Annotated in this window: 23 protein-coding genes; 15 read left to right on the plus strand and 8 right to left on the minus strand. The window is 66.8% G+C overall.

The window, feature by feature from the left end; genetic code table 11:
• Nucleotides 1-120: 120 nt before the first annotated feature.
• The 3 genes from U0023_RS09585 to folD are packed head-to-tail and all read left to right on the plus strand — an operon-like array spanning nucleotide 121 to nucleotide 1,644.
• On the plus strand, nucleotides 121-411 hold the full coding sequence (locus U0023_RS09585) for a YggT family protein (RefSeq protein WP_009493530.1): 291 nt from the start codon (nucleotides 121-123) through the stop codon (nucleotides 409-411).
• Between the two features lie 13 nt (nucleotides 412-424).
• On the plus strand, nucleotides 425-742 hold the full coding sequence (locus U0023_RS09590) for a DUF167 family protein (protein WP_009493528.1): 318 nt from the start codon (nucleotides 425-427) through the stop codon (nucleotides 740-742).
• Nucleotides 739-1,644, plus strand: coding sequence for a bifunctional methylenetetrahydrofolate dehydrogenase/methenyltetrahydrofolate cyclohydrolase FolD (gene folD / locus U0023_RS09595; RefSeq protein WP_009493527.1), 906 nt, complete (start codon nucleotides 739-741; stop codon nucleotides 1,642-1,644). Before U0023_RS09590 ends, folD begins: the two co-directional genes overlap by 4 nt.
• 274 nt (nucleotides 1,645-1,918) lie before the next feature.
• Here the strand turns inward: folD and U0023_RS09600 are convergent, their stop codons facing one another.
• The 4 genes from U0023_RS09600 to U0023_RS09615 form a co-directional block, all read right to left on the minus strand.
• Entirely contained in the window at nucleotides 1,919-3,229 is a 1,311-nt protein-coding gene (locus U0023_RS09600; protein ID WP_009493525.1) for a class I SAM-dependent methyltransferase, read from the minus strand.
• Nucleotides 3,230-3,327: 98 nt separating this feature from the next.
• Nucleotides 3,328-4,206, minus strand: a complete 879-nt coding sequence (locus U0023_RS09605) for a sigma-70 family RNA polymerase sigma factor (protein WP_009493523.1) — start codon at nucleotides 4,204-4,206, stop codon at nucleotides 3,328-3,330.
• Complete coding sequence (locus U0023_RS09610; protein WP_407667413.1) at nucleotides 4,193-4,603, minus strand: carboxymuconolactone decarboxylase family protein; 411 nt, start codon at nucleotides 4,601-4,603, stop codon at nucleotides 4,193-4,195. The genes U0023_RS09605 and U0023_RS09610 overlap by 14 nt, the downstream gene beginning before the upstream one ends.
• Before the next feature lie 138 nt (nucleotides 4,604-4,741).
• Nucleotides 4,742-4,972: a DUF1674 domain-containing protein gene (locus tag U0023_RS09615; protein ID WP_009493520.1), complete on the minus strand. Its 231-nt coding sequence runs from the start codon at nucleotides 4,970-4,972 to the stop codon at nucleotides 4,742-4,744.
• A 102-nt stretch (nucleotides 4,973-5,074) separates the two neighbouring features.
• Here U0023_RS09615 and htpX point away from each other — a divergent pair, with 102 nt between their 5' ends.
• The 3 genes from htpX to U0023_RS09630 all read left to right on the plus strand — a co-directional run bounded on the left by htpX (nucleotide 5,075) and on the right by U0023_RS09630 (nucleotide 9,196).
• Nucleotides 5,075-6,025, plus strand: a complete 951-nt coding sequence (gene htpX, locus U0023_RS09620; RefSeq protein WP_009493518.1) for a zinc metalloprotease HtpX — start codon at nucleotides 5,075-5,077, stop codon at nucleotides 6,023-6,025.
• Between the two features lie 13 nt (nucleotides 6,026-6,038).
• Nucleotides 6,039-7,352 (plus strand): 16S rRNA (cytosine(967)-C(5))-methyltransferase RsmB, encoded by a 1,314-nt coding sequence (gene rsmB, locus U0023_RS09625; RefSeq protein ID WP_009493516.1) that lies wholly within the window; start codon nucleotides 6,039-6,041, stop codon nucleotides 7,350-7,352.
• 86 nt (nucleotides 7,353-7,438) lie between these two features.
• Entirely contained in the window at nucleotides 7,439-9,196 is a 1,758-nt protein-coding gene (locus tag U0023_RS09630; RefSeq protein WP_009493514.1) for a heparinase II/III family protein, read from the plus strand.
• 4 nt (nucleotides 9,197-9,200) lie between these two features.
• On the opposite strand, the gene U0023_RS09635 is transcribed toward U0023_RS09630, so the two are convergent.
• Nucleotides 9,201-9,650: a cupin domain-containing protein gene (locus U0023_RS09635; protein ID WP_009493512.1), complete on the minus strand. Its 450-nt coding sequence runs from the start codon at nucleotides 9,648-9,650 to the stop codon at nucleotides 9,201-9,203.
• A 195-nt stretch (nucleotides 9,651-9,845) separates the two neighbouring features.
• Here U0023_RS09635 and U0023_RS09640 point away from each other — a divergent pair, with 195 nt between their 5' ends.
• A complete protein-coding gene (locus U0023_RS09640; protein WP_009493510.1) occupies nucleotides 9,846-10,676 on the plus strand; it encodes a class I SAM-dependent methyltransferase in 831 nt (276 codons plus the stop codon).
• 97 nt (nucleotides 10,677-10,773) lie between these two features.
• Nucleotides 10,774-12,366, plus strand: coding sequence for a bifunctional phosphoribosylaminoimidazolecarboxamide formyltransferase/IMP cyclohydrolase (gene purH / locus U0023_RS09645; RefSeq protein WP_009493507.1), 1,593 nt, complete (start codon nucleotides 10,774-10,776; stop codon nucleotides 12,364-12,366).
• 54 nt (nucleotides 12,367-12,420) lie between these two features.
• Here purH and U0023_RS09650 read toward each other — a convergent pair whose 3' ends face one another.
• Together U0023_RS09650 and U0023_RS09655 are read right to left on the minus strand one after the other, a co-directional pair.
• Complete coding sequence (locus U0023_RS09650) at nucleotides 12,421-13,086, minus strand: hypothetical protein (protein ID WP_085985185.1); 666 nt, start codon at nucleotides 13,084-13,086, stop codon at nucleotides 12,421-12,423.
• A 138-nt stretch (nucleotides 13,087-13,224) separates the two neighbouring features.
• On the minus strand, nucleotides 13,225-14,112 hold the full coding sequence (locus U0023_RS09655; RefSeq protein WP_009493504.1) for a LysR substrate-binding domain-containing protein: 888 nt from the start codon (nucleotides 14,110-14,112) through the stop codon (nucleotides 13,225-13,227).
• A 200-nt stretch (nucleotides 14,113-14,312) separates the two neighbouring features.
• Between U0023_RS09655 and sdhC the strand changes: the two genes are divergently transcribed.
• The 7 genes from sdhC to zapE all read left to right on the plus strand — a co-directional run bounded on the left by sdhC (nucleotide 14,313) and on the right by zapE (nucleotide 20,435).
• Nucleotides 14,313-14,708, plus strand: coding sequence for a succinate dehydrogenase, cytochrome b556 subunit (gene sdhC / locus U0023_RS09660; RefSeq protein WP_009493502.1), 396 nt, complete (start codon nucleotides 14,313-14,315; stop codon nucleotides 14,706-14,708).
• A 13-nt stretch (nucleotides 14,709-14,721) separates the two neighbouring features.
• Complete coding sequence (sdhD, locus tag U0023_RS09665) at nucleotides 14,722-15,141, plus strand: succinate dehydrogenase, hydrophobic membrane anchor protein (protein ID WP_009493500.1); 420 nt, start codon at nucleotides 14,722-14,724, stop codon at nucleotides 15,139-15,141.
• Nucleotides 15,142-15,152: 11 nt separating this feature from the next.
• Nucleotides 15,153-16,976, plus strand: a complete 1,824-nt coding sequence (gene sdhA / locus U0023_RS09670) for a succinate dehydrogenase flavoprotein subunit (protein WP_009493498.1) — start codon at nucleotides 15,153-15,155, stop codon at nucleotides 16,974-16,976.
• Between the two features lie 15 nt (nucleotides 16,977-16,991).
• A complete protein-coding gene (locus U0023_RS09675; protein ID WP_009493496.1) occupies nucleotides 16,992-17,774 on the plus strand; it encodes a succinate dehydrogenase iron-sulfur subunit in 783 nt (260 codons plus the stop codon).
• Between the two features lie 80 nt (nucleotides 17,775-17,854).
• A complete protein-coding gene (locus tag U0023_RS09680; RefSeq protein WP_009493494.1) occupies nucleotides 17,855-18,382 on the plus strand; it encodes a hypothetical protein in 528 nt (175 codons plus the stop codon).
• A 59-nt stretch (nucleotides 18,383-18,441) separates the two neighbouring features.
• On the plus strand, nucleotides 18,442-19,038 hold the full coding sequence (locus U0023_RS09685) for an AprI/Inh family metalloprotease inhibitor (RefSeq protein WP_322883779.1): 597 nt from the start codon (nucleotides 18,442-18,444) through the stop codon (nucleotides 19,036-19,038).
• A 116-nt stretch (nucleotides 19,039-19,154) separates the two neighbouring features.
• Nucleotides 19,155-20,435 (plus strand): cell division protein ZapE, encoded by a 1,281-nt coding sequence (zapE, locus tag U0023_RS09690; RefSeq protein ID WP_009493489.1) that lies wholly within the window; start codon nucleotides 19,155-19,157, stop codon nucleotides 20,433-20,435.
• Nucleotides 20,436-20,495: 60 nt separating this feature from the next.
• Here zapE and U0023_RS09695 read toward each other — a convergent pair whose 3' ends face one another.
• Nucleotides 20,496-21,770 (minus strand): NRAMP family divalent metal transporter, encoded by a 1,275-nt coding sequence (locus tag U0023_RS09695; RefSeq protein ID WP_009493488.1) that lies wholly within the window; start codon nucleotides 21,768-21,770, stop codon nucleotides 20,496-20,498.
• Nucleotides 21,771-21,842: the final 72 nt, after the last annotated feature.

A 21,842-nucleotide genomic window follows, 5' to 3' on the forward strand; every position in this document is an offset into this window, starting at 1 on the left:
CCCGTGCGGGGCGGGAGAGGGCTTTCCGGCGGGATTCGGCCATGGGTCGAAGCGGTTATGGGTTGTTCAGCCCCGCTTCAATCGCTACATGAGCGAAGCCGATCCCCCGACAGGTTTCCCATGCGCGCGCTCCTGAACGTCATTCTGCTGGCCCTGCAGCTCTATACCTATCTCATTGTCGCCTCGGCGATCCTGAGCTGGCTGGTGGCCTTCAACGTGGTCAACACCCGCAACGATGTGGTCCGCTCGATCTGGAATTTCCTCGATGCGGTGACCGAGCCGGCCCTGCGGCCGATCCGGAACATCCTGCCCAATCTCGGGGGCGTCGACATCTCGCCCATCATCCTGATTCTGCTGATCATTTTCATCCAGAACCTGATCGTCGACTACCTGATGCCGATCGCCTTCTAGAAAGGTGCCGGGATTGGCCTGGAGCATCCGTCCCGATGGGCTCGACCTCCGGGTTCGCGTGACGCCCCGGGGCGGACGGGATGCCATCGACGGCATCGAGGTTCTCTCGGACGGCCGGCCGGTGCTGAAGGTCCGGGTCAGGGCCGCGCCGGAGGACGGGGCCGCCAACGAGGGCGTCCGGCGCCTGCTGGCGAAGTCCCTGAAGATTCCCGCCTCGGCGGTGAGCCTCGAGGCGGGAGCCACGGCCCGGCTGAAAACGTTTTCGATTTCGGGCGAGGGGGAGGCGCTGGCCGCCGCCCTTGCCGCACTGACAGGACGGACCCATTCATGAGCGCCACCATCATCGACGGAAAAGCCTATGCCGAGGGATTGCGGTCCCGGATTGCCGGGGCTGTCGGGACCTTGGCCGGCCAGGGCGTCACGCCCGGTCTCGCGGTGGTCATCGTCGGCGAGGACCCGGCGAGCCAGCTCTATGTGAAGAACAAGGCGCGCCAGACCGTCGAGGTCGGCATGCGCTCCTTCGAGCACAAGCTGCCGGCCACCACCAGCGAGACGGGGCTGCTCGACCTCGTCGCCCGGCTGAATGCGGATCCGGCGGTGGACGGCATCCTCGTGCAGCTGCCCCTGCCGAAGCAGATCGACGCCCAGAAGGTCATCGAGGCCATCGACCCGTCCAAGGACGTGGACGGCTTCCACCCCATCAATGCCGGGCGTCTGATGACAGGCGTTCCGGGCCTCGTCTCCTGCACGCCGCTGGGCTGCCTCCTGCTCGCGCAATCGGTGCGGCGCGATCTCGCCGGGCTCAACGCGGTGGTGCTCGGGCGCTCCAACATCGTCGGCAAGCCGATGGCGCAGCTGCTCATCGCCCAGAGCTGCACCGTGACCGTTGCCCATTCGAAAACCCGTGATCTCCCGCAAGTCTGCCGCAACGCGGACCTCCTCGTGGCCGCCGTAGGGCGCCCCGAAATGGTGCGTGGCGACTGGATCAAGCCCGGCGCCATCGTCATCGACGTGGGCATCAACCGGGTGCCGAACCCCGCCGCCGGGGAGGCCAAGACCAGGGTGGTCGGCGATATCGCCTATGCGGAAGCGGCCCCGGTCGCGTCCGCCATCACGCCGGTGCCCGGCGGCGTCGGCCCCATGACCATCGCCTGCCTGCTGCGCAATACCCTGGAGGCCGCGTGCCTGCGGCGCGGGTTGCCGATGCCGGCGGTGGATTTCGCCGCTCCCTGAGCGAGGCGCCTGCGGACATCCGGTTTTGCGGCGGGCCTGCTCGTGGCCCGGAAGAGAATTCAGAGCGCGCTGAAGACGACCGCAGCCTCCGCGGTGGTCTGGCCGACAGGCTCAATCCCACGTCATGGCCGGCCTTGTGCCGGCCATACCGATCCGAAGAGCACGGTGGTTCCATCCATCGGGATCACCGGCACAAGGCCGGTGATGACGCAAGAGACGCGGACAGCGCGTATCCCACGAGACCCATCAGGATGAGCGCAGGGTGCGATGGCGGCTATGGCCGATAAAGATCCGCCCGCGACGGCGGCAGGCCTGAGGGGCCGCGGGTGCGCTTGGACACGAGGGTCTGGTTCACGCCCACGGCGGCGCGCTCGAAGGCCAGCGAGCAGCCGGCGAGGTAGAGCAGCCACATGCGGGTCTTTTCCGGCCCGACGAGCGCCTCGGCCTCGGCGCGGCGGGCATTGAGGTTTTCCCACCACAGGCGCGTCGTGCGCTGGTAATGCTCGCGCCAGGCCTCCACGTCGTGCACCTCGAAGCCGTGGCGTTCGAGATTGGCCACCGACATGCCGAGGTGATCGAGTTCGCCGCCGGGGAAGATGTAGCGGGTGAGCGCCTTGTACTCGGGCTTGAGCTTACGGAACGCCCTGTCGCTCTTCTTCGCCCGTCTGGCGATGGTGTGGTGCAGGTAGAGCCCGCGCGGTCGAAGCAGGCGATGCACGGCGCTGAAATAGGCCGGGTGGTTCCTGATCCCCACGTGTTCGAACATGCCGATCGAGGAGATCTTGTCGAACTCACCCTCCATCTGCGTGAAGTCCTTCACCAGCACCTCGACGCGATCCTGAAGCCCTAAGCGCTGCACCTTCGCCCGCGCCAGCGCAGCCTGCTCCTCGGCGAGCGTCACCCCGGTGGCCTTGACGCCGTAATGCTGCGCCGCGTGGCAGATGAGCGCTCCCCAGCCGCAGCCGATGTCGAGCAGGCGCTCACCGGGCTTGAGCCGCAGCTTGCGGCAGATCATGTCGAGCTTGTCCCGCTGCGCGCGGGCGAGGTCGTCGTGCCAATCCGGTTGAAAATACGCGCAGGTATAGACCATCTCCGGGTCGAGGAAGAGCTCGTAGAACGCGTTCGACACGTCGTAATGGTAGGCGACGTTCTGCTTGTTGGTCTGAGGTTTACCGTCGCGGGCGTCCGGCTTGTCCTCGACCCGGGCGAGCGGGCGCGGCATATCGGCGGGCGCGCGCAGGAAGTGGTAGGCGGTCTTGAGGGCTTTCAGCTTACTCAAGGTCTTCAGGCGCCGGCCGGCCTTCTGCGGGCGCTGGGAGGCGAGATCGAAGATGGTACCGTTCTTGAGATCGAGCAGGCCGGCCACGTAGGCATTGAGCGCCGTATCGAGATTGGGGCGGCGCAGGAGAGCGGCGATCACGCTCTCGCGCCGGATGAGGAGGCGCATGGCGTAGGACGGCAGGTCCGCCGGAACCGTCGAGCCGTCCCATAACTCGAAGCCGAACTGGAGCTCAAGCGCGCGATGCGCGTCGCCCAACAGATCCCGGAATATTTCCAGTCGCGCGGTCTCGCCCGTCACAGCCATGAGCTCTCCCTTTCGGGGCAAGGTAACGGGAGGGCGGCCCGGGAACAACCGGTGCTTTTCGCCGTCCGGACCTCCTTCAACGCTTAATTCGCCGAGGTTCAGTTCGCCAAACCGGACAGGTGCCGGAGCTTCTCGGGATTGCGCACGATATAGACCCCGACGATGCGGCCGTCCTCGATGTCGAGGGTCATGGTCTGAACGATGCCGTCCTTCTCCAGGGTGACGATGCCGGGCAGGCCGTTGATCAGTCCCTTGTAGAGCACCGGGGGCAATCGGCCGTCGTCCTTGCGCGCCACACCCATGAAGAGGCCCGACACCCGGCGGAAGCCGAAGAGCGGGTTGAGAGCCGCGTTCCGGACGCCGCCGCCATCCGTGTAGGCGACGACGTTTTCCGCCAGAAGGTTCTGCAACGCGGTCAGATCGCCGCTGCGCGAGGCGGCGAAGAAGGCATCGGTCATCCGCTCCCCTTCCTCCCGGTCGACCGGATAGCGCGGCCGGTCGGCGCGCACGTTCTTGCGCGCCCGCGCGGCCAGCTGACGGCAGGCGGCGGGATCCCGGTCGAGGGTCGCGGCGACCTCCTCGAAGCCGAGCCCGAAAACGTCGTGCAGGAGAAAGGCCGCACGCTCCAGCGGGGAGAGCCGCTCCAGGGCCATCATCAGGGTCAGCGACAGGTCCTCGCTCACGTCCTCGTCCCCGGCCGTTTCCAGGACCGGCTCGGGCAGCCAGGGCCCGATATAGGTCTCGCGCCTGACACGCGCCGATTTCAGGATGTCGAGGCACAGGCGCGTGACCGTCCTCGACAGGAAGGCGCCCGGCTCGCGGATCACGCTCCGGTCGGTCTGGTGCCAGCGGATATAGGCCTCCTGCACCACGTCCTCGGCCTCCGTGATGGAGCCGAGCATGCGATAAGCGAGGCGGACCAGCCCCGGCCTGAGGGGCTGGAACCGGTCCGCCGCGTCGCCGTCAGGCGGCAGCACGGCTTGTCTCGACCGGATGGATGGACCGGAAGCCGATGGCCAGCCGGTTCCAGGTGTTGATCGCGCCGATCAGCAGGGTCAAGTTGACCTGCTCGGCAGGGGTGAAGTGCCTGCTCAGCTCCTCGTAATCCTCATCGGGAGCATGGGTCTGAGCCACCAGGGTCAGGGCCTCGGTCCAGGCGAGCGCCGCCCGTTCGCGGTCGTTGTAGAGCGGCGATTCCCGCCAGGCATTGAGCAGATAGAGCCGCTCCTCCGTCTCGCCGGCGGCGCGGGCATCCTTGGTGTGCATGTGGAGGCAGAAGGCACAGCCATTGATCTGCGAGGCGCGGGTCTTCACCAGCTCGATCAGGCTGTGCTCCAGCCCGCTGTTCTTCAGGATCTTCTCCAGCTCCACCATCGGCTTCAGGGAGCCGGGGGCGACTTCGAAGGGCATCAACCGGGCTTTCAACATCGTCGTGGTCCTCGTGTCTCATGTTGCTGACGATGCCAAGACGAGGCGGCGATGCCGGATGTGACATGCCGGTGCGAAATTCTTCTAAAAATCGCTCGCGATGCCCTTCACTTCCCAATCCTCATAGCGGACCGGCTCGAGGCCGCCGCGGCCCAGGAGTTCCTTCTGTTTCGCGATCTCGGCCGCGCGGGCATCGATGTCGAGGCGGCGTTGGGCGGCCTCTTCCAGGGCTCGCCGGGCGGCGGGGGACAGGTTCTTGCCGGGGGCTGCGCCTTCGGCGGGCTGGGGCTGAGGGGTGTTGTCGTTCGTGCTCATGAGAGGCCTTATGCCAGATTGTCCTCTTGGGAGGGAGCTGGACCGTTCCCACATAGGTGGGCGAAGGATGGATTTCGCGTTGACCACGAGGTGGAGACCCCGATGAACACCGTCAAGACCGGAATGCTGCTGGCGGGCCTGATGGCCTTGTTCGGCGTCGTCGGCTATGTCCTGGGCGGCGGAACCGGCATGATGATCGCACTGGGTTTGGGCCTCGCGACCAACCTCTTCGCCTATTGGAACTCGGACCGGCTGGCGCTGGCCGCCCATCACGCCGTCGAGGTGGACGAGCGGACCGCACCCGAACTGGTCCGGATGGTGCGCGACCTCGCGGTCCGTGCAGGCCTGCCCATGCCGCGGGTCTATCTCATCGACAATCCTCAGCCCAACGCGTTCGCCACCGGGCGCAATCCGGAGAACGCGGCGGTCGCCGCCACCACGGGCCTTCTCCACATGCTCTCCCATGACGAGGTCGCGGGCGTGATGGCGCACGAGCTGGCCCATATCAAGAATCGGGATACGCTCATCATGACCGTGAGCGCCACCATCGCCGGTGCCATCGCGACCCTGGCGCAGTTCGGCTTCCTCTTCGGCGGCCGGGGTGAGAACCGGCCGAATCCGATCGTGATGATCGGCACCGCCCTCCTGGCGCCGCTCGCCGCCATGATCATCCAGATGGCGATCAGCCGCTCGCGCGAATATGACGCCGATCGGATGGGCGCTGAGATCTGCGGCCAGCCGCTGTCGCTCGCCTCGGCGCTGGCGCGCATCGCGGGCGGCGTGGCGCAGATCCCGAACCCGGATGCGGAGCGCCGTCCCGCCACGGCGTCGCTCTTCATCATCAACCCGCTCTCGGGCCAAGGGGTGGACAACCTGTTCTCGACCCATCCCGCGACGGAAAACCGGATTGCGGCCCTGCACGCTTTGGCGCAGGAGATGGGCGCGTCGGCTGAGCCTCCCGGCTTCTTCGCGCAGAGTTCATCAAGCCCGTGGGGTTCCGCCAGGAGCCCTGGCGGCGGCCCGGCCGGCACCCGCCGCGGGCCTTGGGGTTAAGATTTTGGATCAAATGAGTGAACAGGCGGGCCTAGGGCCCCGCCGCCTGGCCTGGATGGCGGTGACCGAGACCCTGAAGCGGCGCGTGCCGCTCGACGACGTCATGGAGGATCTGTCCCGGACGGAAAACCTCTCGGCCCGCGACGAGGCGCTCGCCCGCGCCATCGCCATCGTGACCTTCCGGCGTCTGGGCACCCTCGGACATGCGCTGCGCGAACGGCTCAACAAGCCGCCCAAGGACGAGCGCCTGATGCATCTCCTCGCCATCGGGGCGGCGCAGATCCTGTTCCTCGACGTGCCGGACCATGCGGCCGTCGACAGCGCCGTGGAACTCGCCCAGGGCGACCCCAAGCTTCATCACGCCGGCGGGTTCATCAACGCGGTCCTGCGCCGGGTCGCCCGGGAGCGCGAACAGATCCTCGCCGAGAACGATCCCTGGCTCGACACGCCCACCTGGCTCGAGGAGCGCTGGATCGCGCAATACGGCGAGCCGCTGGCGACGAAAATCGCCGAAGCGCATCGGTCGCTCGCCTCCGTCGACCTAACGGTGAAGAGGGAGCCGGAAGCCTGGGCCGAGCGCCTCGGGGGCGTTCTCCTGCCCACCGGCAGCATCCGCCTCAAGGAGCGCACTGCCATCCGCGAGCTGCCCGGCTTCGAGGACGGCGAATGGTGGGTGCAAGATGCGGCCGCGGCCCTCCCGGCCCGGCTGCTCCAGGCGCAGCCCGGCGAGCGCATCGCCGACCTCTGCGCCGCGCCCGGCGGCAAGACCGCGCAGCTGGCCGCTGCCGGCGCCGAGGTTCTCGCCGTCGACCGCTCGGCGAAGCGGCTTGAGCGGCTGGAGGAGAACCTCGCCCGCCTGGGCCTCAAGGCCGAGACCCGTGCGCTCGACGCGGAAAAGCTCGATGCGGAGCCCTTCGACGCCATCCTGCTCGATGCCCCATGCTCGGCCACCGGCACCATCCGGCGCCATCCGGACGTGGCCTGGACCAAGAGCGAGGAGGACATCCGCAAGCTCTCGGGGCTTCAGTCGCGCCTGCTCGACAAGGCGGCGAGACTGCTGAAGCCCGGCGGACGGCTGGTCTATTGCACCTGCTCACTGGAAGCCGAGGAAGGCGAGCGTCAGGCGGAGGCTTTCCTCGCCCGCCATCCCGACTTCACCCGCAAGCCCATCGCAGCCGACGAGATCGGCGGCCTGACCGAGTGCATCACCCCGCACGGCGACCTTCGCACCCTGCCGAGCCAATTGACCCTTACGGAACATGACCGGAGCGGCCTCGACGGCTTCTTTGTCGCACGGTTTATGCACAAGGGATCGTCAACAGGGTGAACGATCCCTTACCTGTTGTTAACCGGTCAGCAGGAACTCCTCACCTAAGTTGGCTGGGATTTGAGCGAACAAGGGGAGCACCACGGGTGGATTTCGGGCCGGATCGCTGGCGACTGTACGGGCTTGCCGCACGCGAGGCCGGCCGTGCCGTGCGCGAAAGCGCGGTCTGGAGCCTGTCGAAGCTCTCCAGCGCGCCCGTGCCCACGCGCCTGCTCTTCGCCCCGCAGGACCTGCGCACGGCCGACCCCACCATCGCGACGGACATCTATTCCGGCTTCTTCGCCTTTTCCGGCCGCGCCATCACCACGGGCGGGCGCTCGCCCTTCGCATTCGCGCCGCCGAGCCGGGCCTGGGGGCAGGCGCTCTACGGCTTCGGCTGGCTGCGCCACCTGCGGGCGGCCGGCACGGCGCTTGCGCAGGCCAATGCCCGCTCCCTGGTGGACGAGTTCGTCACCTCCAAGCTCGGGGACAAGCGCATCGCCTGCAGCCCGGAGATCACGGCACGCCGGCTCATGTCCTTCATCAGCCAGTCGCCGCTGATTCTGGAAGGTGCCGACCACGCCTTCTATCAGCGCTTCCTGAAGCTCATCGGCCAGCATGTCCGCACCCTGGAGCGCCAGGTCCGCGCGGGCGCCCTTCCGTTCCAGCAGCTCATGGCGGCCATCGCACTCTGCTATGCGGGCCTGTGCTGTGAGGGCCTCGACCGGAACCTGCGCCGCGCGAGCCGCCTGCTCGCCCGCGAACTCGAACGACAGATCCTGGCCGATGGCGGGCATGTGAGCCGCAATCCGCGAATCATGGTCGATCTCCTGTTCGATCTCCTACCCCTGCGCCAGATGTTCGCCAGCCGCGAGGTCGATACGCCCGACGCCCTGCTCCATGCGGTCGACCGGATGCTCCCGATGGTGCGCCTGTTCCGGCACGGGGACGGCACGCTCTCCCATTTCAACGGCATGGGCGTGACGGCCGCCGACCATCTGGCGACCCTGCTCACCTATGACGACATGCGCAGCCAGCCGATTCACCACGCGCCGCATTCCGGCTACGAGCGCCTGGAGGCAGGGCGCACGCTGGTCGTGGCCGATGTCGGCGCCCCGCCGCCGCGCCCGCTGTCGCAGGATGCGGGCGCCGGGTGCCTGTCCTTCGAGTTCTCGAGCGCCGCGCAGCGCATCGTGGTCAATTGCGGGACGCCCTATATCGCGGGCGATCCGATCATCCAGGCCTCGCGCTCGACGGTGGCCCATTCCACCGCGTCCATCGACGACGTCTCGTCCTGCCAGATCGTCGACAAGAAGGGCAACTGGCTGCAGCGCCGGATCTCGGCCTGGATCCTGCGCCGGGTCGGCCCCGTGGTCCTCAGCGGGCCCGAACGGGTGGCGGCGGAACGCAGCGAGCGGGAGCACGTCCAGATCCTCGGGGCCAGCCACGACGGCTACAAGGCCCGCTACGGCATCACCCATGAGCGGCGCTGGCAGCTCGCCCCCAAGGGCAACGTGCTGGAGGGCGAGGACAATTTCTGGAGCGAAGGCGGCCAGGCCGGGACAGTGCAGGCCATCATCCGCTTCCATCTGGCGCCTGGAATCAGGGCGAGCCGCGCGCAGAACGGCCGCGTGGTGATGCTGGTCCTGCCGAACCGCGAGGCCTGGCAGTTCTCCGCCGCTCCTGTCGAGGCGGAACTGGAGGACAGCGTGTTCCTCGCCACCGCCGAGGGCATGCGCCGCACGGAACAGATCGTGCTCACCGTCCGGCCCGGCGAAATGCCCTCCGTGCGCTGGCGCTTCGAGCGCCTGGCGCGCAGCTACAGCGCCGAGCAGCTGGCCGAGCAGGGGCCGGATCTGATCTGACCCTTCACTCGTTCGCCTCGGGCGGCAGGAAGTCGACCTCGTGCTCGGCGGAGAGCTGCAAGACGCGCGGGATGTCGGTCAGGTCGTGCAGGGCGTCGAACAGGGCCTCCAGCCTGCCTGCGGGAGACACCCAGAACAGGGCGCGCGCCGGAGTGTCCGACTTGTTGAAGTAACCATGCGGAACGCCCCGCGGCATGCGCACGAGGTCGCCCGCCTTCGCCTTGCTCCAGACGCCGTCGAGCTTCAAGTCGAGCTCGCCTTCGAGGACCAGAATGAACTCATCCTGCGTCGGATGGATGTGAACGGGCACGTATTGCCCCGGATCGCTGTTGGTCTCGAATGCGAAGGACGAGGCGCAGGAAGCCTTCGGAAAATACTGCTGGCCCAGGATGTTCCAGGACTTGCCCTGATATCCCTCGCCAACCCGCGTGATCCCCTTTTCCAGGTCGCTCATCGTTGTCCCCTTCTTGTTTGACGGTCATGCTCCGGCAGCATGACCACTGCGATTCCGCACGCAAATGGGCATCCGGGGTAAGATCGGCCCGGCAGCGTCGGGACATCCCCGCAAGAGCACTCACCAGAGGCCTTGCCGCTCTGGTATGATCCGGCGGCGTTGCGTTCCGATCCCTCGTTGCGATGGGAGCCGCTCATGTCCTCCAAGTTCCATGCGAAAAGTGCCGACGCCTACGAACGGCTCATGGGCCGCTGGAGCCGGAGGCTGGCCCGGCCGTTCCTCGACTTTGCAGGGCTCGAAGCGGGCGAGCGGGTGCTCGATGTCGGGTGCGGCACAGGCAGCCTGACCTTCACCCTTCCCCAGGTGGCGAACGTCGCCCGCATCGACGCGATCGATTACTCCGACGTCTATGTGGAAGCCTCACGGGCGCGGAACACCGACCCACGAATTACTATCGCCCAGGGGGATGTCTGCGAGCTCCCGTTCGAGGATCGCACATTCGACCGGGCTCTTGCTCTGCTCGTTCTTCATTTCGTCCCGGAATCGGAGCAGGCTCTGCGCGAGATGAGCCGGGTGACGAAAGCCGGCGGGGTCGTGGCCGCCGCCGTCTGGGACAGCTTCGGCGGCATGCCGGTCCAGCGCATGTTCTGGGATACCGCAGCGGCTCTGGATCCTTCGGCGGCGAAGATACGTGGCGAAAACTATTTCAAGCCGCTGACGCGACGGGGCGAGATGGAAACGCTCTGGAAGAAAACCGGCCTTCGGGACGTGACGGAGACGGAGCTCGCGATCCGCATGGATTTCGATACCTTCGAGGATTTCTGGCGTCCCATTGCAAACGGGGAATCGCCTCTCGGGAAATACGTGACTGGTCTGGATGGCGGCCGCCTTGCAGCTTTCGAGCGAGCCTTGCGTGCCGCCTACGAGGCGGGCGAGCCCGACGGTCCCCGGTCCTTCACGGCCACCGCCTTGGCCTGCCGCGGAATCGTGCCTGACGGGCGGCACCGGCAGGAGGGACGGCCATAACGGCTGGACATCCATCCCCTGCAGCCACAACAGGTTCCCATCCTTAGGCAGCCGTGGTATCGCGCCCGCATCTTTTTCCTTGAATGGAGCGGCCGCCATGCCGAGCGACCTGAAGCGTGTGTCCCGCGCTCTGCTTTCCGTATCCGACAAGTCGGGTCTCGTGGACTTCGCCCGCGCGCTCTCCGAGCGGGGCATCGAGCTGGTGTCCACCGGCGGCACGCACAAAACCTTGAGCGAGGCGGGCCTGCCCGTGAAGGACGTGAGCGAGCTCACGGGCTTTCCCGAGATGATGGACGGGCGCGTGAAGACGCTCCACCCGTCGGTCCATGGCGGCCTGCTCGGCATCCGTGAAAATCCCGAGCATCAGGCGGCCATGCTCGCCCACGGCATCCAGCCCATCGATCTCCTGGTGGTGAACCTCTATCCGTTCGAGGCGACGGTCGCGGCCGGAAAGCCTTACGACGATTGCATCGAGAACATCGACATCGGCGGTCCCGCGATGATCCGCGCCGCCGCCAAGAACCACGGCGACGTGGCCGTGGTGGTGGACGGCGCCGATTACGCGTCCGTGCTGGACGACCTCGCCCAGCATGACGGCTCGGTCACGTATACCCTGCGCCGTCGCCTGGCCCAGAAGGCCTATGCCCGCACGGCCGCCTACGATGCGGCGATCTCCAACTGGTTCGCCGCCGAGATCGGCGAGGCGACCCCGCCCTTCCGGGCGCTCGGCGGCTCCATCGCCGAGGTGCTGCGCTACGGCGAGAACCCGCACCAGAGCGCCGCGTTCTACCGCACGCCGGAACAGCGCCCCGGCGTCGCCACCGCCCGCCAGGTGCAGGGCAAGCAGCTCTCCTACAACAACATCAACGACACCGATGCCGCCTACGAGGCCGTGGCCGAGTTCCTTCCTGAGCGCTCCGCCGCCATCGTGATCGTCAAGCACGCCAACCCTTGCGGCGTCGCGGAAGGCGCGTCCCTGCGCGAGGCTTACGAGAAGGCGCTTCGCTGCGATCCGGTCTCGGCCTTCGGCGGCATCGTGGCCATGAACCGGCCGCTCGACGCGGAGGCCGCGAAGGCCATCACGGAGATCTTCACCGAGGTGATCATCGCGCCCGACGCGACCGAGGAGGCGATCGCCATCGTGGCGGCCAAGAAGAACCTGCGCCTGCTGCTGGCCGGCGGCCTGCCCGATCCGCGCCAGGAGGGCCTGACGCTGCGCACGGTCGCGGGCGGCTTCCTGGCCCAGAACCGGGACAACGCGGTGATCGACGCCATGGACCTGAAGGTGGTGACGAAGCGCGCCCCGACAGACCGCGAGCTGGAAGACCTGCGCTTCGCCTTCCGGGTCGCCAAGCATGTGAAATCGAACGCCATCGTCTACGCCCGGGATCTCGCGACGGTCGGCGTCGGCGCCGGCCAGATGAGCCGCGTCGATTCCTCCCGCATTGCCGCCTGGAAGGCCGCCGAAGCGGCCAAGGCCGCGGGCCTATCCGAGACCCTCGCCAAGGGCTCGGTCGTTGCCTCCGATGCCTTCTTCCCCTTCGCGGACGGCCTTCTGGCGGCCGCCGAGGCGGGCGCCACCGCGGTGATCCAGCCCGGCGGCTCCATGCGTGACGACGAGGTCATCAAGGCCGCCGACGAGGCCGGCCTCGCCATGGTGTTCACCGGCTACCGGCATTTCCGGCACTAACAAATCGCTCCCGAACGTGAAACCGCTTCGGGAGCGACAGCCTTTCCCGCCCGATCAGTTCGCAGCGAAGCAATAAAAGAGCCCCGCGCCGCCGGTGCTCTTCAGGGCGTCCTGGCTGCATCCGCCGCGCGACGCGTGGGACGAGTTCCAGGACTTGGCCGGGGGCGACTCATCCAGGCCGCTGCGGTCGTGGTGCCCGAGCATGGCGGCTCCTTCCGTGCCGCTCTTCGTCCAGTTGCCGCAGGTCATGTCCTCGCTGCCGGCGAAGGCCGTGCCGTCGGGTTGGGAGCCGGTCAGCATGTCGTGCTCGTTCGGCTGGTCGCCCCGGCCCTTCACCGGCTCGCCCTTCTCGGTCAAGGCCGTCTGCTTGGTGAGATTGTTGGCAGGCCCGTGCAGGTCCGCCACGTCCTTGGCGATCACGACGCCCTTGGCGTTCTGCCAGGGCCCGCGTCCGATGCGGTCCTTGGCGTTGACGGACGTGCCGCCGCCCGAGGCTTGAGTCGAGAGATAGGCCCGCCAAACCTTCCCGCGGATGCCGGCGGCTTCCGCCAGGCTTTGGCAATGCCGGTCCGCTCCCTCGAGCCCGCCCAGATCCGCGCCCTTGCCTGAACCCACGCTGGTGACGAAGAACGTCGTGTCCTGGGCGCTCTGCGCCAGAGCGGAGCCCGTGGGCACGAGGGCGAGCAGCCCGATTGCGGCCAAGAGCCGGCCGCCATTCATGATGTGCATTGTTCTTCCTCCTTGGGGATCGAGACCGTCCTTGTTCGCGACGGACGGTTCCAGAGACAATCCTGACAGAAGAAACATTCCCTTCTCACGGCGTTTTGAGGGCATGGGAGAGCCATTCCGAGGGGGCCGTCAGGCCTCCTTGCGCAGATGCTCCACCAGCTGCCTGGCCGAGGGCGGGAGGTCCTTGAGGGACCGGATGCAGAGGGTGAGGTCGCGGGCGGCCCAGGCATCCTCCAGCTCGACCGGCACGATGGCCGTGGTCCGGGCGGCGCGGCGGGCGGTGGTTTCGGGCACGATGCCGAGCCCCACGCCGGCCTCCACCATGCGGCAGACCGCATCGAAGCTGCGCAGCTGCACCCGCAGGCGGATGGGCTTGCCGGTCCGCGTCGCCTTGCCGGCGAGGAAACGCTGGAGGGCGCTCGCCCGGTCGAGGCCGACGAAATCGTGTTCCAGCACTTCGGCGAACGGGATGCTGGCGCGGGACGCGAGGGGATGCCCTTTCGGCACGACGAGCACGAAGCGGTCGCTGCGGAACGGATAAGTCTCCAGGCGGCCCGTATCGACGGTGCCGGCCACGATGCCGAGATCGCCGACCCCCTCGGCGATCAGGCCCACGATCTCGTCGCTCAACCGTTCCTCCAGGTCGATCGAGACGTGCGGATGCTCGGCCAGGAAGGCGCCGAGCGCCTCCGGCAGGAACTCCGTGAGGGCGTTGGTGTTGGAGAGGATCCGGATCTGGCCCGTGAGACCGCCCGTATAGGTGCCCAGATCCTCGCGCAGGCGCTCGGCCCCTGCGAGGAGGATGCGGGCATGCTGGAGCAGGGTTCGGCCGGCAGGCGTCGGGGTCACCCCGGCGCGGGTCCGCAGGAGCAGGGGGGCGCCGAGGGATTTTTCCATGTTGCGGATGCGGGTGCTCGCCGCCGCCAGCGCCAGATGGGCCCGCTCGGCCCCGTGGGTGATGCTGCCGGCCTCGACCACGTGGCGGAAGAGGCTCAGGTCCGTCAGATCGAATTGCATAGGTATCCTTCGTCAAACGCGAAGGGAGATAAGAATAATTAAAAATTGTCCTATAAGCGACCCTATAGCAAACTTCGCGGCCGACGAAGTGTGTCTCCTGCCGCTGATCCGGCGGAAGGCGCATTGCGGTGTTGCCGCGCTTCCGTTACGAACCGTTCCAAACTACGGGCGGCCGACGTCGCCGATCAGGAGTGAACACCATGGCTGAGGCGAAAGTGGCCCCGCGGCCCCTGTCCCCGCATCTTCAGATTTACCGGTGGAGCTGGACGATGGCGATGTCCGTCGCCCATCGCATCACGGGCATCGCGCTCTATGGCGGCATCGCGCTGTTCGCCATCTGGCTCGTGGCCCTGGCCTCCGGGCCGTCGGCTTTTAACGCCGTGCAATGGTTCTTCGGCTCGCCCCTCGGGTACCTGATCCTGTTCGTCTACACCTGGATCCTGATGCACCACATGCTGGGCGGCGTGCGCCACCTGGTATGGGATTTCGGCTACGGCATGGAGCCGGAGCAGCGCATCAACATGGCCCGCTTCACCCTCGTCGGCTCGGTCGCGCTCACGCTGGCGATCTGGGTCGTCGCCTTCATCGCCTTCTAAAGGAGCAGGATCCATGGCCGACAACAGGGCTGATACCCGCGTTTCCATGCGCACCCCGCTCGCCCGCGTGAAGGGCCTCGGCGCCTCCGGGCATGGGGTCGAGCATTGGTGGCTCCACCGCGTCACGGCGGTGTCGAACGTCCCCCTCATCATCTCCTTCGTGATCATCGTCGCGGCGCTGGCTCATTCCCCGTCCTACCAGGAGGCCATCGCGGTCATCTCGCATCCGCTGGTGGCGATCATCCTCATCCTCGCGGTGATCTCGGTCGTGAACCACATGCGCCTCGGCATGCAGATCGTCATCGAGGACTACGTCCACGACAAGGGCCCGAAGATCGCGGCCGTCATCGCGAACAACTTCTACGCCGTGATCGTCGGGGTGGCCTGCCTCTATGCCATCCTCAAGGTCAGCCTCGGCCGCATCTTGCTTTAAGGAATTCACACATGGCTCAAGCAACGAACGGCGCCGCCGTCAACGGCAAGGCCTATACCATCATCGATCATACCTTCGACGTGGTGATCGTGGGCGCGGGCGGCGCGGGCCTTCGCGCCACCGTCGGCTGCTCGCAGGCCGGCCTGCGCACCGCCTGCATCACCAAGGTGTTCCCGACCCGCTCGCACACGGTGGCGGCGCAGGGCGGCATCTCCGCGTCGCTGGGCAACATGGGGCCGGACGATTGGCGCTGGCACATGTACGACACCGTGAAGGGCTCGGACTGGCTCGGCGACCAGGACGCCATCGAGTATCTCGTGCGCAACGCGCCCGCCGCCGTCTACGAGCTGGAGCACTGGGGCGTTCCCTTCTCCCGCACGGCCGAGGGCAAGATCTACCAGCGTCCCTTCGGCGGCATGACCACCGATTTCGGCAAGGGCACCGCCCAGCGCACCTGCGCGGCTGCCGACCGTACGGGCCACGCGATCCTGCACACGCTCTACGGCCAGGCGGTGAAGAACCAGACCAACTTCTTCATCGAGTATTTCGCCCTCGACCTGATGATGGATTCCGACGGCCGCTGCGTCGGCGTCGTGGCGCTGAACCAGTCCACCGGCGAGATCCACCGCTTCCGCGCCCACATGACGATCCTCGCCACGGGCGGCTACGGACGCGCCTATTTCTCGGCGACGTCGGCCCATACCTGCACGGGCGACGGCAACGCCATGGTGCTGCGCGCCGGCTTGCCGCTGCAGGACATGGAGTTCGTGCAGTTCCACCCGACCGGCATCTACGGCTCGGGCTGCCTCATCACCGAGGGCGCGCGCGGCGAGGGCGGGTACCTCACCAACTCGGAAGGCGAGCGCTTCATGGAGCGCTATGCCCCGTCCGCCAAGGACCTCGCCTCCCGTGACGTGGTCTCGCGCGCCATGACCATGGAGATCCGCGCCGGTCGCGGCGTGGGCAAGAACAAGGACCACATCTATCTCCACCTCGACCACCTCGACCCGAAGATTCTGCACGAGCGCCTGCCCGGCATTTCGGAAAGCGCGAAGATCTTCGCGGGCGTCGACGTGACGAAGGAGCCGATCCCGGTCCTGCCGACCGTTCACTACAACATGGGCGGCATCCCGACGAATTATCACGGCGAAGTGCTGACGCTTAAGAACGGCAACCCGGACACGGTGGTGCCGGGCCTGATGGCGCTCGGCGAAGCGGCCTGCGTGTCCGTGCACGGCGCGAACCGCCTCGGCTCGAACTCGCTCATCGACCTCGTGGTGTTCGGCCGCGCGGCCGGCCTGCGCTGCGCCGAGATCCTGGAGCCGAACGCCCGCCACGCGGACCTGCCGAAGAGCGCCGACGAGCTCGCGCTCTCGCGCCTCGACAAGTTCCGCTACGCCAACGGATCGACCCCGACCGCCGAGCTGCGCCTCCAGATGCAGAAGACCATGCAGAACAACTGCGCGGTGTTCCGCACCGGCGAGGTCCTGGAAGAGGGCCGCAAGCTCATCCACGACGTGTGGAGCGCCTCCGCCGACATCAAGGTCACGGACCGCTCGCTGATCTGGAACACCGACCTCCTCGAGACGCTGGAGTTCGACAACCTGATCGGACAGGCCGTCGTCACCATGGAGGGTGCTGCGAACCGTCAGGAATCCCGCGGCGCCCATGCCCGCGAGGACTTCACCGAGCGCGACGACAAGAACTGGATGAAGCACACGCTGGCGTGGCTCGACGACACCTCCCACAAGGTGACCCTCAATTACCGCCCGGTGCACACCTACACCATGTCGAACGACATCCAGTACATCGAGCCCAAGGCTCGCGTGTACTAAGGAAGACGAAAAACGATGGCTCAGTTCACTCTTCCCAAAAACTCCAAGTACACCGAAGGCAAGTCCTGGCCGAAGCCGGCCGGCGCCACCAACGTCCAGGAATTCCGCATCTACCGCTGGAACCCGGACGACGGGCAGAACCCGCGCATCGACACCTATTACGTCGACCGGGACGATTGCGGCCCGATGGTTCTCGACGCGCTTTTGTGGATCAAGAACAACGTCGACTCGACGCTGGTCTTCCGCCGCTCCTGCCGTGAGGGCATCTGCGGCTCCTGCGCCATGAACATCATGGGCGGCAACACGCTGGCCTGCACGCTGGGCATCGACGATTGCGGGTCGGATTCCATCAAGATCTATCCGCTGCCGCACATGCCGGTGCTGAAGGATCTGGTGCCGGACCTGACGAGTTTCTTCGCCCAGCACGCCTCCGTCGAGCCCTGGCTCCAGACGGAGACGCCGGCGCCGGAGACCGAGTGGCGCCAGACGCCGGAGGAGCGTTCCAAGCTCGACGGCCTCTACGAGTGCATTCTCTGCGCCTGCTGCACCACCTCCTGCCCGAGCTATTGGTGGAACGGCGACCGGTTCCTGGGACCCGCGGCCCTGCTCCAGGCCTATCGCTGGCTCATCGACAGCCGCGACGAGAACACCGGCGAGCGCCTCGACAACCTGCATGATCCGTTCCGGCTCTATCGCTGCCACACGATCATGAATTGCGCCAACACCTGCCCCAAGGGCCTGAACCCGGCCAAGGCCATCGCCGAGGTCAAGAAGATGATGGTCGCGCGGGTGGTGTGACAGGACGAGACGCCTAGCGCGATCGCCAAGTTCTATTGTAACACTCCGGGCTGGGATGACACCACGCCCGGAGTTTTCTTATGCCGGTTCTGCTCGCAATCATCGGTGCCCTTGGGGCAGCTGCCTTCTGGTACTATCGCCTGCGCGACGTGGGGCGTGCCGCCCACGAAGTGGTCGATGCCGCCCAGCGCGTGCGCGGCGCCTATCGGCGTAAGCGATTCAGGACCAAGGCCGAGAGTTCACCCATCGAGGCCGTCGAGGACCCCGCTGCGGCCGCAGCCGCGATGCTCATTGCCCTGGCATCTGAGCAGGGCACCCTGAGCCTCGCCGCGGAGCGGGCGATCAAGGCCGAAATGGAGCAGGTCATGGGCCTGTCCTCGGTGGACGAGGTCTTCACCTTCGCCAGATGGGTCGCGGACCACGCGACCGATCCCAACACCCTGTCGCTCCGGTTCTCCAGGCTTTGGCTGGCGGCGCTGCAGCCTTCGGAGCGCATGGATCTCCATGCCATGGCGGCTCGCATCGCTGCCATCGACGGAGAGCCAACCCCGATCCAGGTCAACTGCCTCAAAATGCTGAAAGATCGTCTCGCCTTGACTCGAAGCTAATCTCTGCCATTTGACGGTAGCCCGCCCATCACGATCCCAAGAGTAAAGCACCTGCCGCGATGATGATGAAAAGTCGTTATGCCCTGACTGCCGCTCTGTGCTCCGCCCTCGCGCTCGGCGCATGCTCTTCGACCCGCCTCGGCGGACCGCCGGTCCGCGGCGCTGCGGCGGCGCCGATCACGGAGGCTCCTCCAGTCGAAGCCGTTCCGTCCGGGCCGATCGAGGCGTCCCCGCTGCCGCCGATCGCCGGCGCGCCCATCGCCCCCGGCATGACGGCTCCCCCGGCCGGCGGGACCGAGATCGCGGGCCTTCCGCCCGCGCCTCCGCCGCCAACCATCGGCGGGCCTGCCCCCGCGCCGGCTCCCGCCCCGGCTCCGACGAGCCGCACCGCCATGGTGGGCAACTGGAGCGTTCAGACCTCCGGGGGCTCCTGCCGGGTCCAGCTTTCCAGCTCTCCCGCGCTCGATCTCTACCGGGCCTCCGCGTCCGGTTGCTCCAACCAGGACTTGTCCAAGGTCAATGCCTGGGATTACCGCGACGGCGAGGTCTATCTCTACCAGACCGGCGGCTCGGTGACGGCGCGCCTGCGCGGATCCTCCTCGTCGCTCAGCGGCGTTCTCGCCAAGTCCGGCGCACCGCTCAGCCTGACGCGGTGATGATGAGCGAGCCCCCGTCATGGCCGGCCTTGTGCCGGCCATCTCGATTCTGAAAGGCCCGGGCTCTGCAAAAAGCGGGATCACCGGCACAAGGCCGGTGATGACGTGGTGGGTGAATGTATGGACGGCCAGACGCGAGAACGGCCGTTTTTCCAACCCTGCTGTCCTCAAGACGTTTGCGCTCCAGGGCCGGGAGGGGTATCGGTCATCCCGTGAACGACACGTCCTATTCCTCGCCTCAATCCATCACGTCCCGCTATCAAGCCCTGGTCACGTCGGGCGCCATCGAGCGCGATCCGGCGCAGGTCGCCCTGCTCAAGCGGCTCGATGCCCTCGCCGGGAGCCTCGCCAACCATCGTCTCGCGCGCAAGCCCAGCGCCCTCGGCTGGCTGTTCGGCAAGAAGAGCACGGAAACGCCCAAAGGGCTTTACGTCTGGGGCTCGGTCGGGCGCGGCAAGACCATGCTGATGGACCTGTTCTTCGAGGCGCTGCCCGTGCGGCGCAAGCGCCGGGTCCATTTCCACGCCTTCATGGCCGATGTGCACGGGCGCATTCACGAGTATCGGCAGAAACTGAAAAGCGGGATTGTCACGGGCGACGATCCCATCGCGCCCGTGGCGGACGCTTTGGCCCAGGAGGCCTGGGTGCTGTGCTTCGACGAGTTCACCGTCACGGACATCGCCGACGCCATGATCCTCGGGCGCCTGTTCACGGCGCTCTTCGCCCATGGGGTCGTGGTGGTCGCCACCTCCAACGTGGAACCGGACCGGCTCTACGAGGGCGGCCTCAACCGTTCGCTCTTCCTGCCCTTCATCGGGCTGTTGCAGGAGCGGATGACGGTGGTGAAGCTCGAGTCCCGCACGGATTTCCGGCTCGAGAAGCTCGCCGGAAGCCCGGTCTTCTATGCGCCGGCCGACAACCACGCTCACCTTGCGCTCACCCGCGCCTTCAAGAGCCTGACGGGCCGCGAGAGCGGCAAGCCGCTGACGCTGACGGTCAAGGGCCATCCCGTCGAGGTGCCCCAGGCGGCCGGCGGCGTGGCGCGCTTCTCCTTCGCAGATCTCTGCTCCAAGCCCCTGGGGGCCGCCGATTACCTTGCAGTCGCCGAGGAGTTCCACACGGTTGTTCTCGACAACATCCCGGCCATGTCCTTCGAGCGGCGCAACGAGGCCAAGCGCTTCATCCTGCTCATCGATGCCCTCTACGATGCCCATGTGAAGCTCCTCGCTTCCGCAGAGGCCGAGGTTCATGAGCTCTATCGCGCCGACAGCGGCCGCGAGGCGTTCGAGTTCGATCGCACGGTGTCCCGCCTCATCGAGATGCGCTCCGAAGAATACCTGTCCCTGCCGCATGGACGGGAAAAGTCCAGTAGTTCCGAAGGATTGGTCGAGACGTAACGCACGTGCGCACCCGATGGCCGCGTCAGCGAAAACGGGTCCGCACCATGCACTCGCGGCTCAGGCGAGGAACAGGCTCGCGACGAGGGCGATGACGGTCAGCCCCATGAGGCCTGTCGCGCCCCATCCGACCCCGGCGAGCCAGGCCTTGACCGTATAGTCCCCCAACACCCGCTTGCTGGTGACGACGCCCATCATCATGGCCATGATGGGGGCGGCCGCGATGCCGTTGATCACGGCGCTCCACAGAAGCAGCTTGATGGGATCGATGTGCGAGAGCGCCAGAAGAATGCCCAGGCATGTGGCGCCGCCGAGGATCAGGTAGAACCCGCGCGCATGCATGACGTTCAGTTCGAGGCTGCTGCGCCATCCGAAGGCATCGGCCACCGCATAGGCGGCGGAGCCGGCGAGAACCGGCACGGCCAGCAATCCGGTTCCGATGATGCCCGCAGCGAAGATGAAGAAGGTGAAGGGGCCGGCGATGGGGCGAAGAGCCTCGGCTGCCTGTGCGGCTGTCTGGATATCGGTGACCCCGCCCTTGTGCAGGGTGGCCGCGGTCGTGACGATAATGAAGAAGGCGACGAGGTTGGAGAACGCCATTCCGATCCAGGTATCGATGCTGATCTCGTTGAGCCGCACCTGCGCCCGTTGAGGCGAGCGCGTGAAGCTGTTGCTGTGCTTCAGCTTGTCTTCCTCCACTTCCTCGGCGGCCTGCCAGAAGAAGAGATAGGGGCTGATGGTGGTGCCGAGGATCGCGACGACGAGGAACCAGTAATCCGAGCTGAAGGAGAGACGCGGGATGAAGGTCGCCGTGAACACCTCGCTCCAGGGCACGTCGATGCTGAAGGCCGCCGCCACATAGGCGAAGAGAGCGAGCGTCAGGCCTTTGAGATAGGGCGCATAGCGCCTGTACGAGATGAAGACTTCGAATATGAGGCAGAAGAGGCCGAAGGCTGCGGCATAGGCGTGAGCGCGGCCGCCGGTCAGCATTCGCATGGCTTCGCCCATGGCCGCCAGATCCGCCGCGATGTTGATGGCGTTGGCGCCGCAGAGGAGGGCGATCAGCCCGAGCACGAGGGGGCGCGGATAGATGGCCAGGGCATTGGCCGTAATCCCGCGTCCCGTGATCGCACCGATGCGGGCGCTGATGATCTGGATGGCCGTCATGAAGGGTGTAGTCAGGAACACCGTCCACAGCAGGCCGAACCCTGTCTGGGCACCGGCCTGGGAATAGGTGGCGATCCCACTCGGGTCGTCATCGGCCGCACCCGTGATCAGGCCAGGACCCAGCAGGTTGAAGAGGGATCTGCGACGTCTCGGCACAGGTTTCGGCACATGGGACCTGCGAGCACTGATGATCCCGATATTAGGTGTGACGGAGGGCCGGCCCGTCAAGCGGATGCATTC

Origin of the sequence: Microvirga lotononidis, assembly GCF_034627025.1 — a bacterium.
GTDB lineage: Bacteria > Pseudomonadota > Alphaproteobacteria > Rhizobiales > Beijerinckiaceae > Microvirga > Microvirga lotononidis.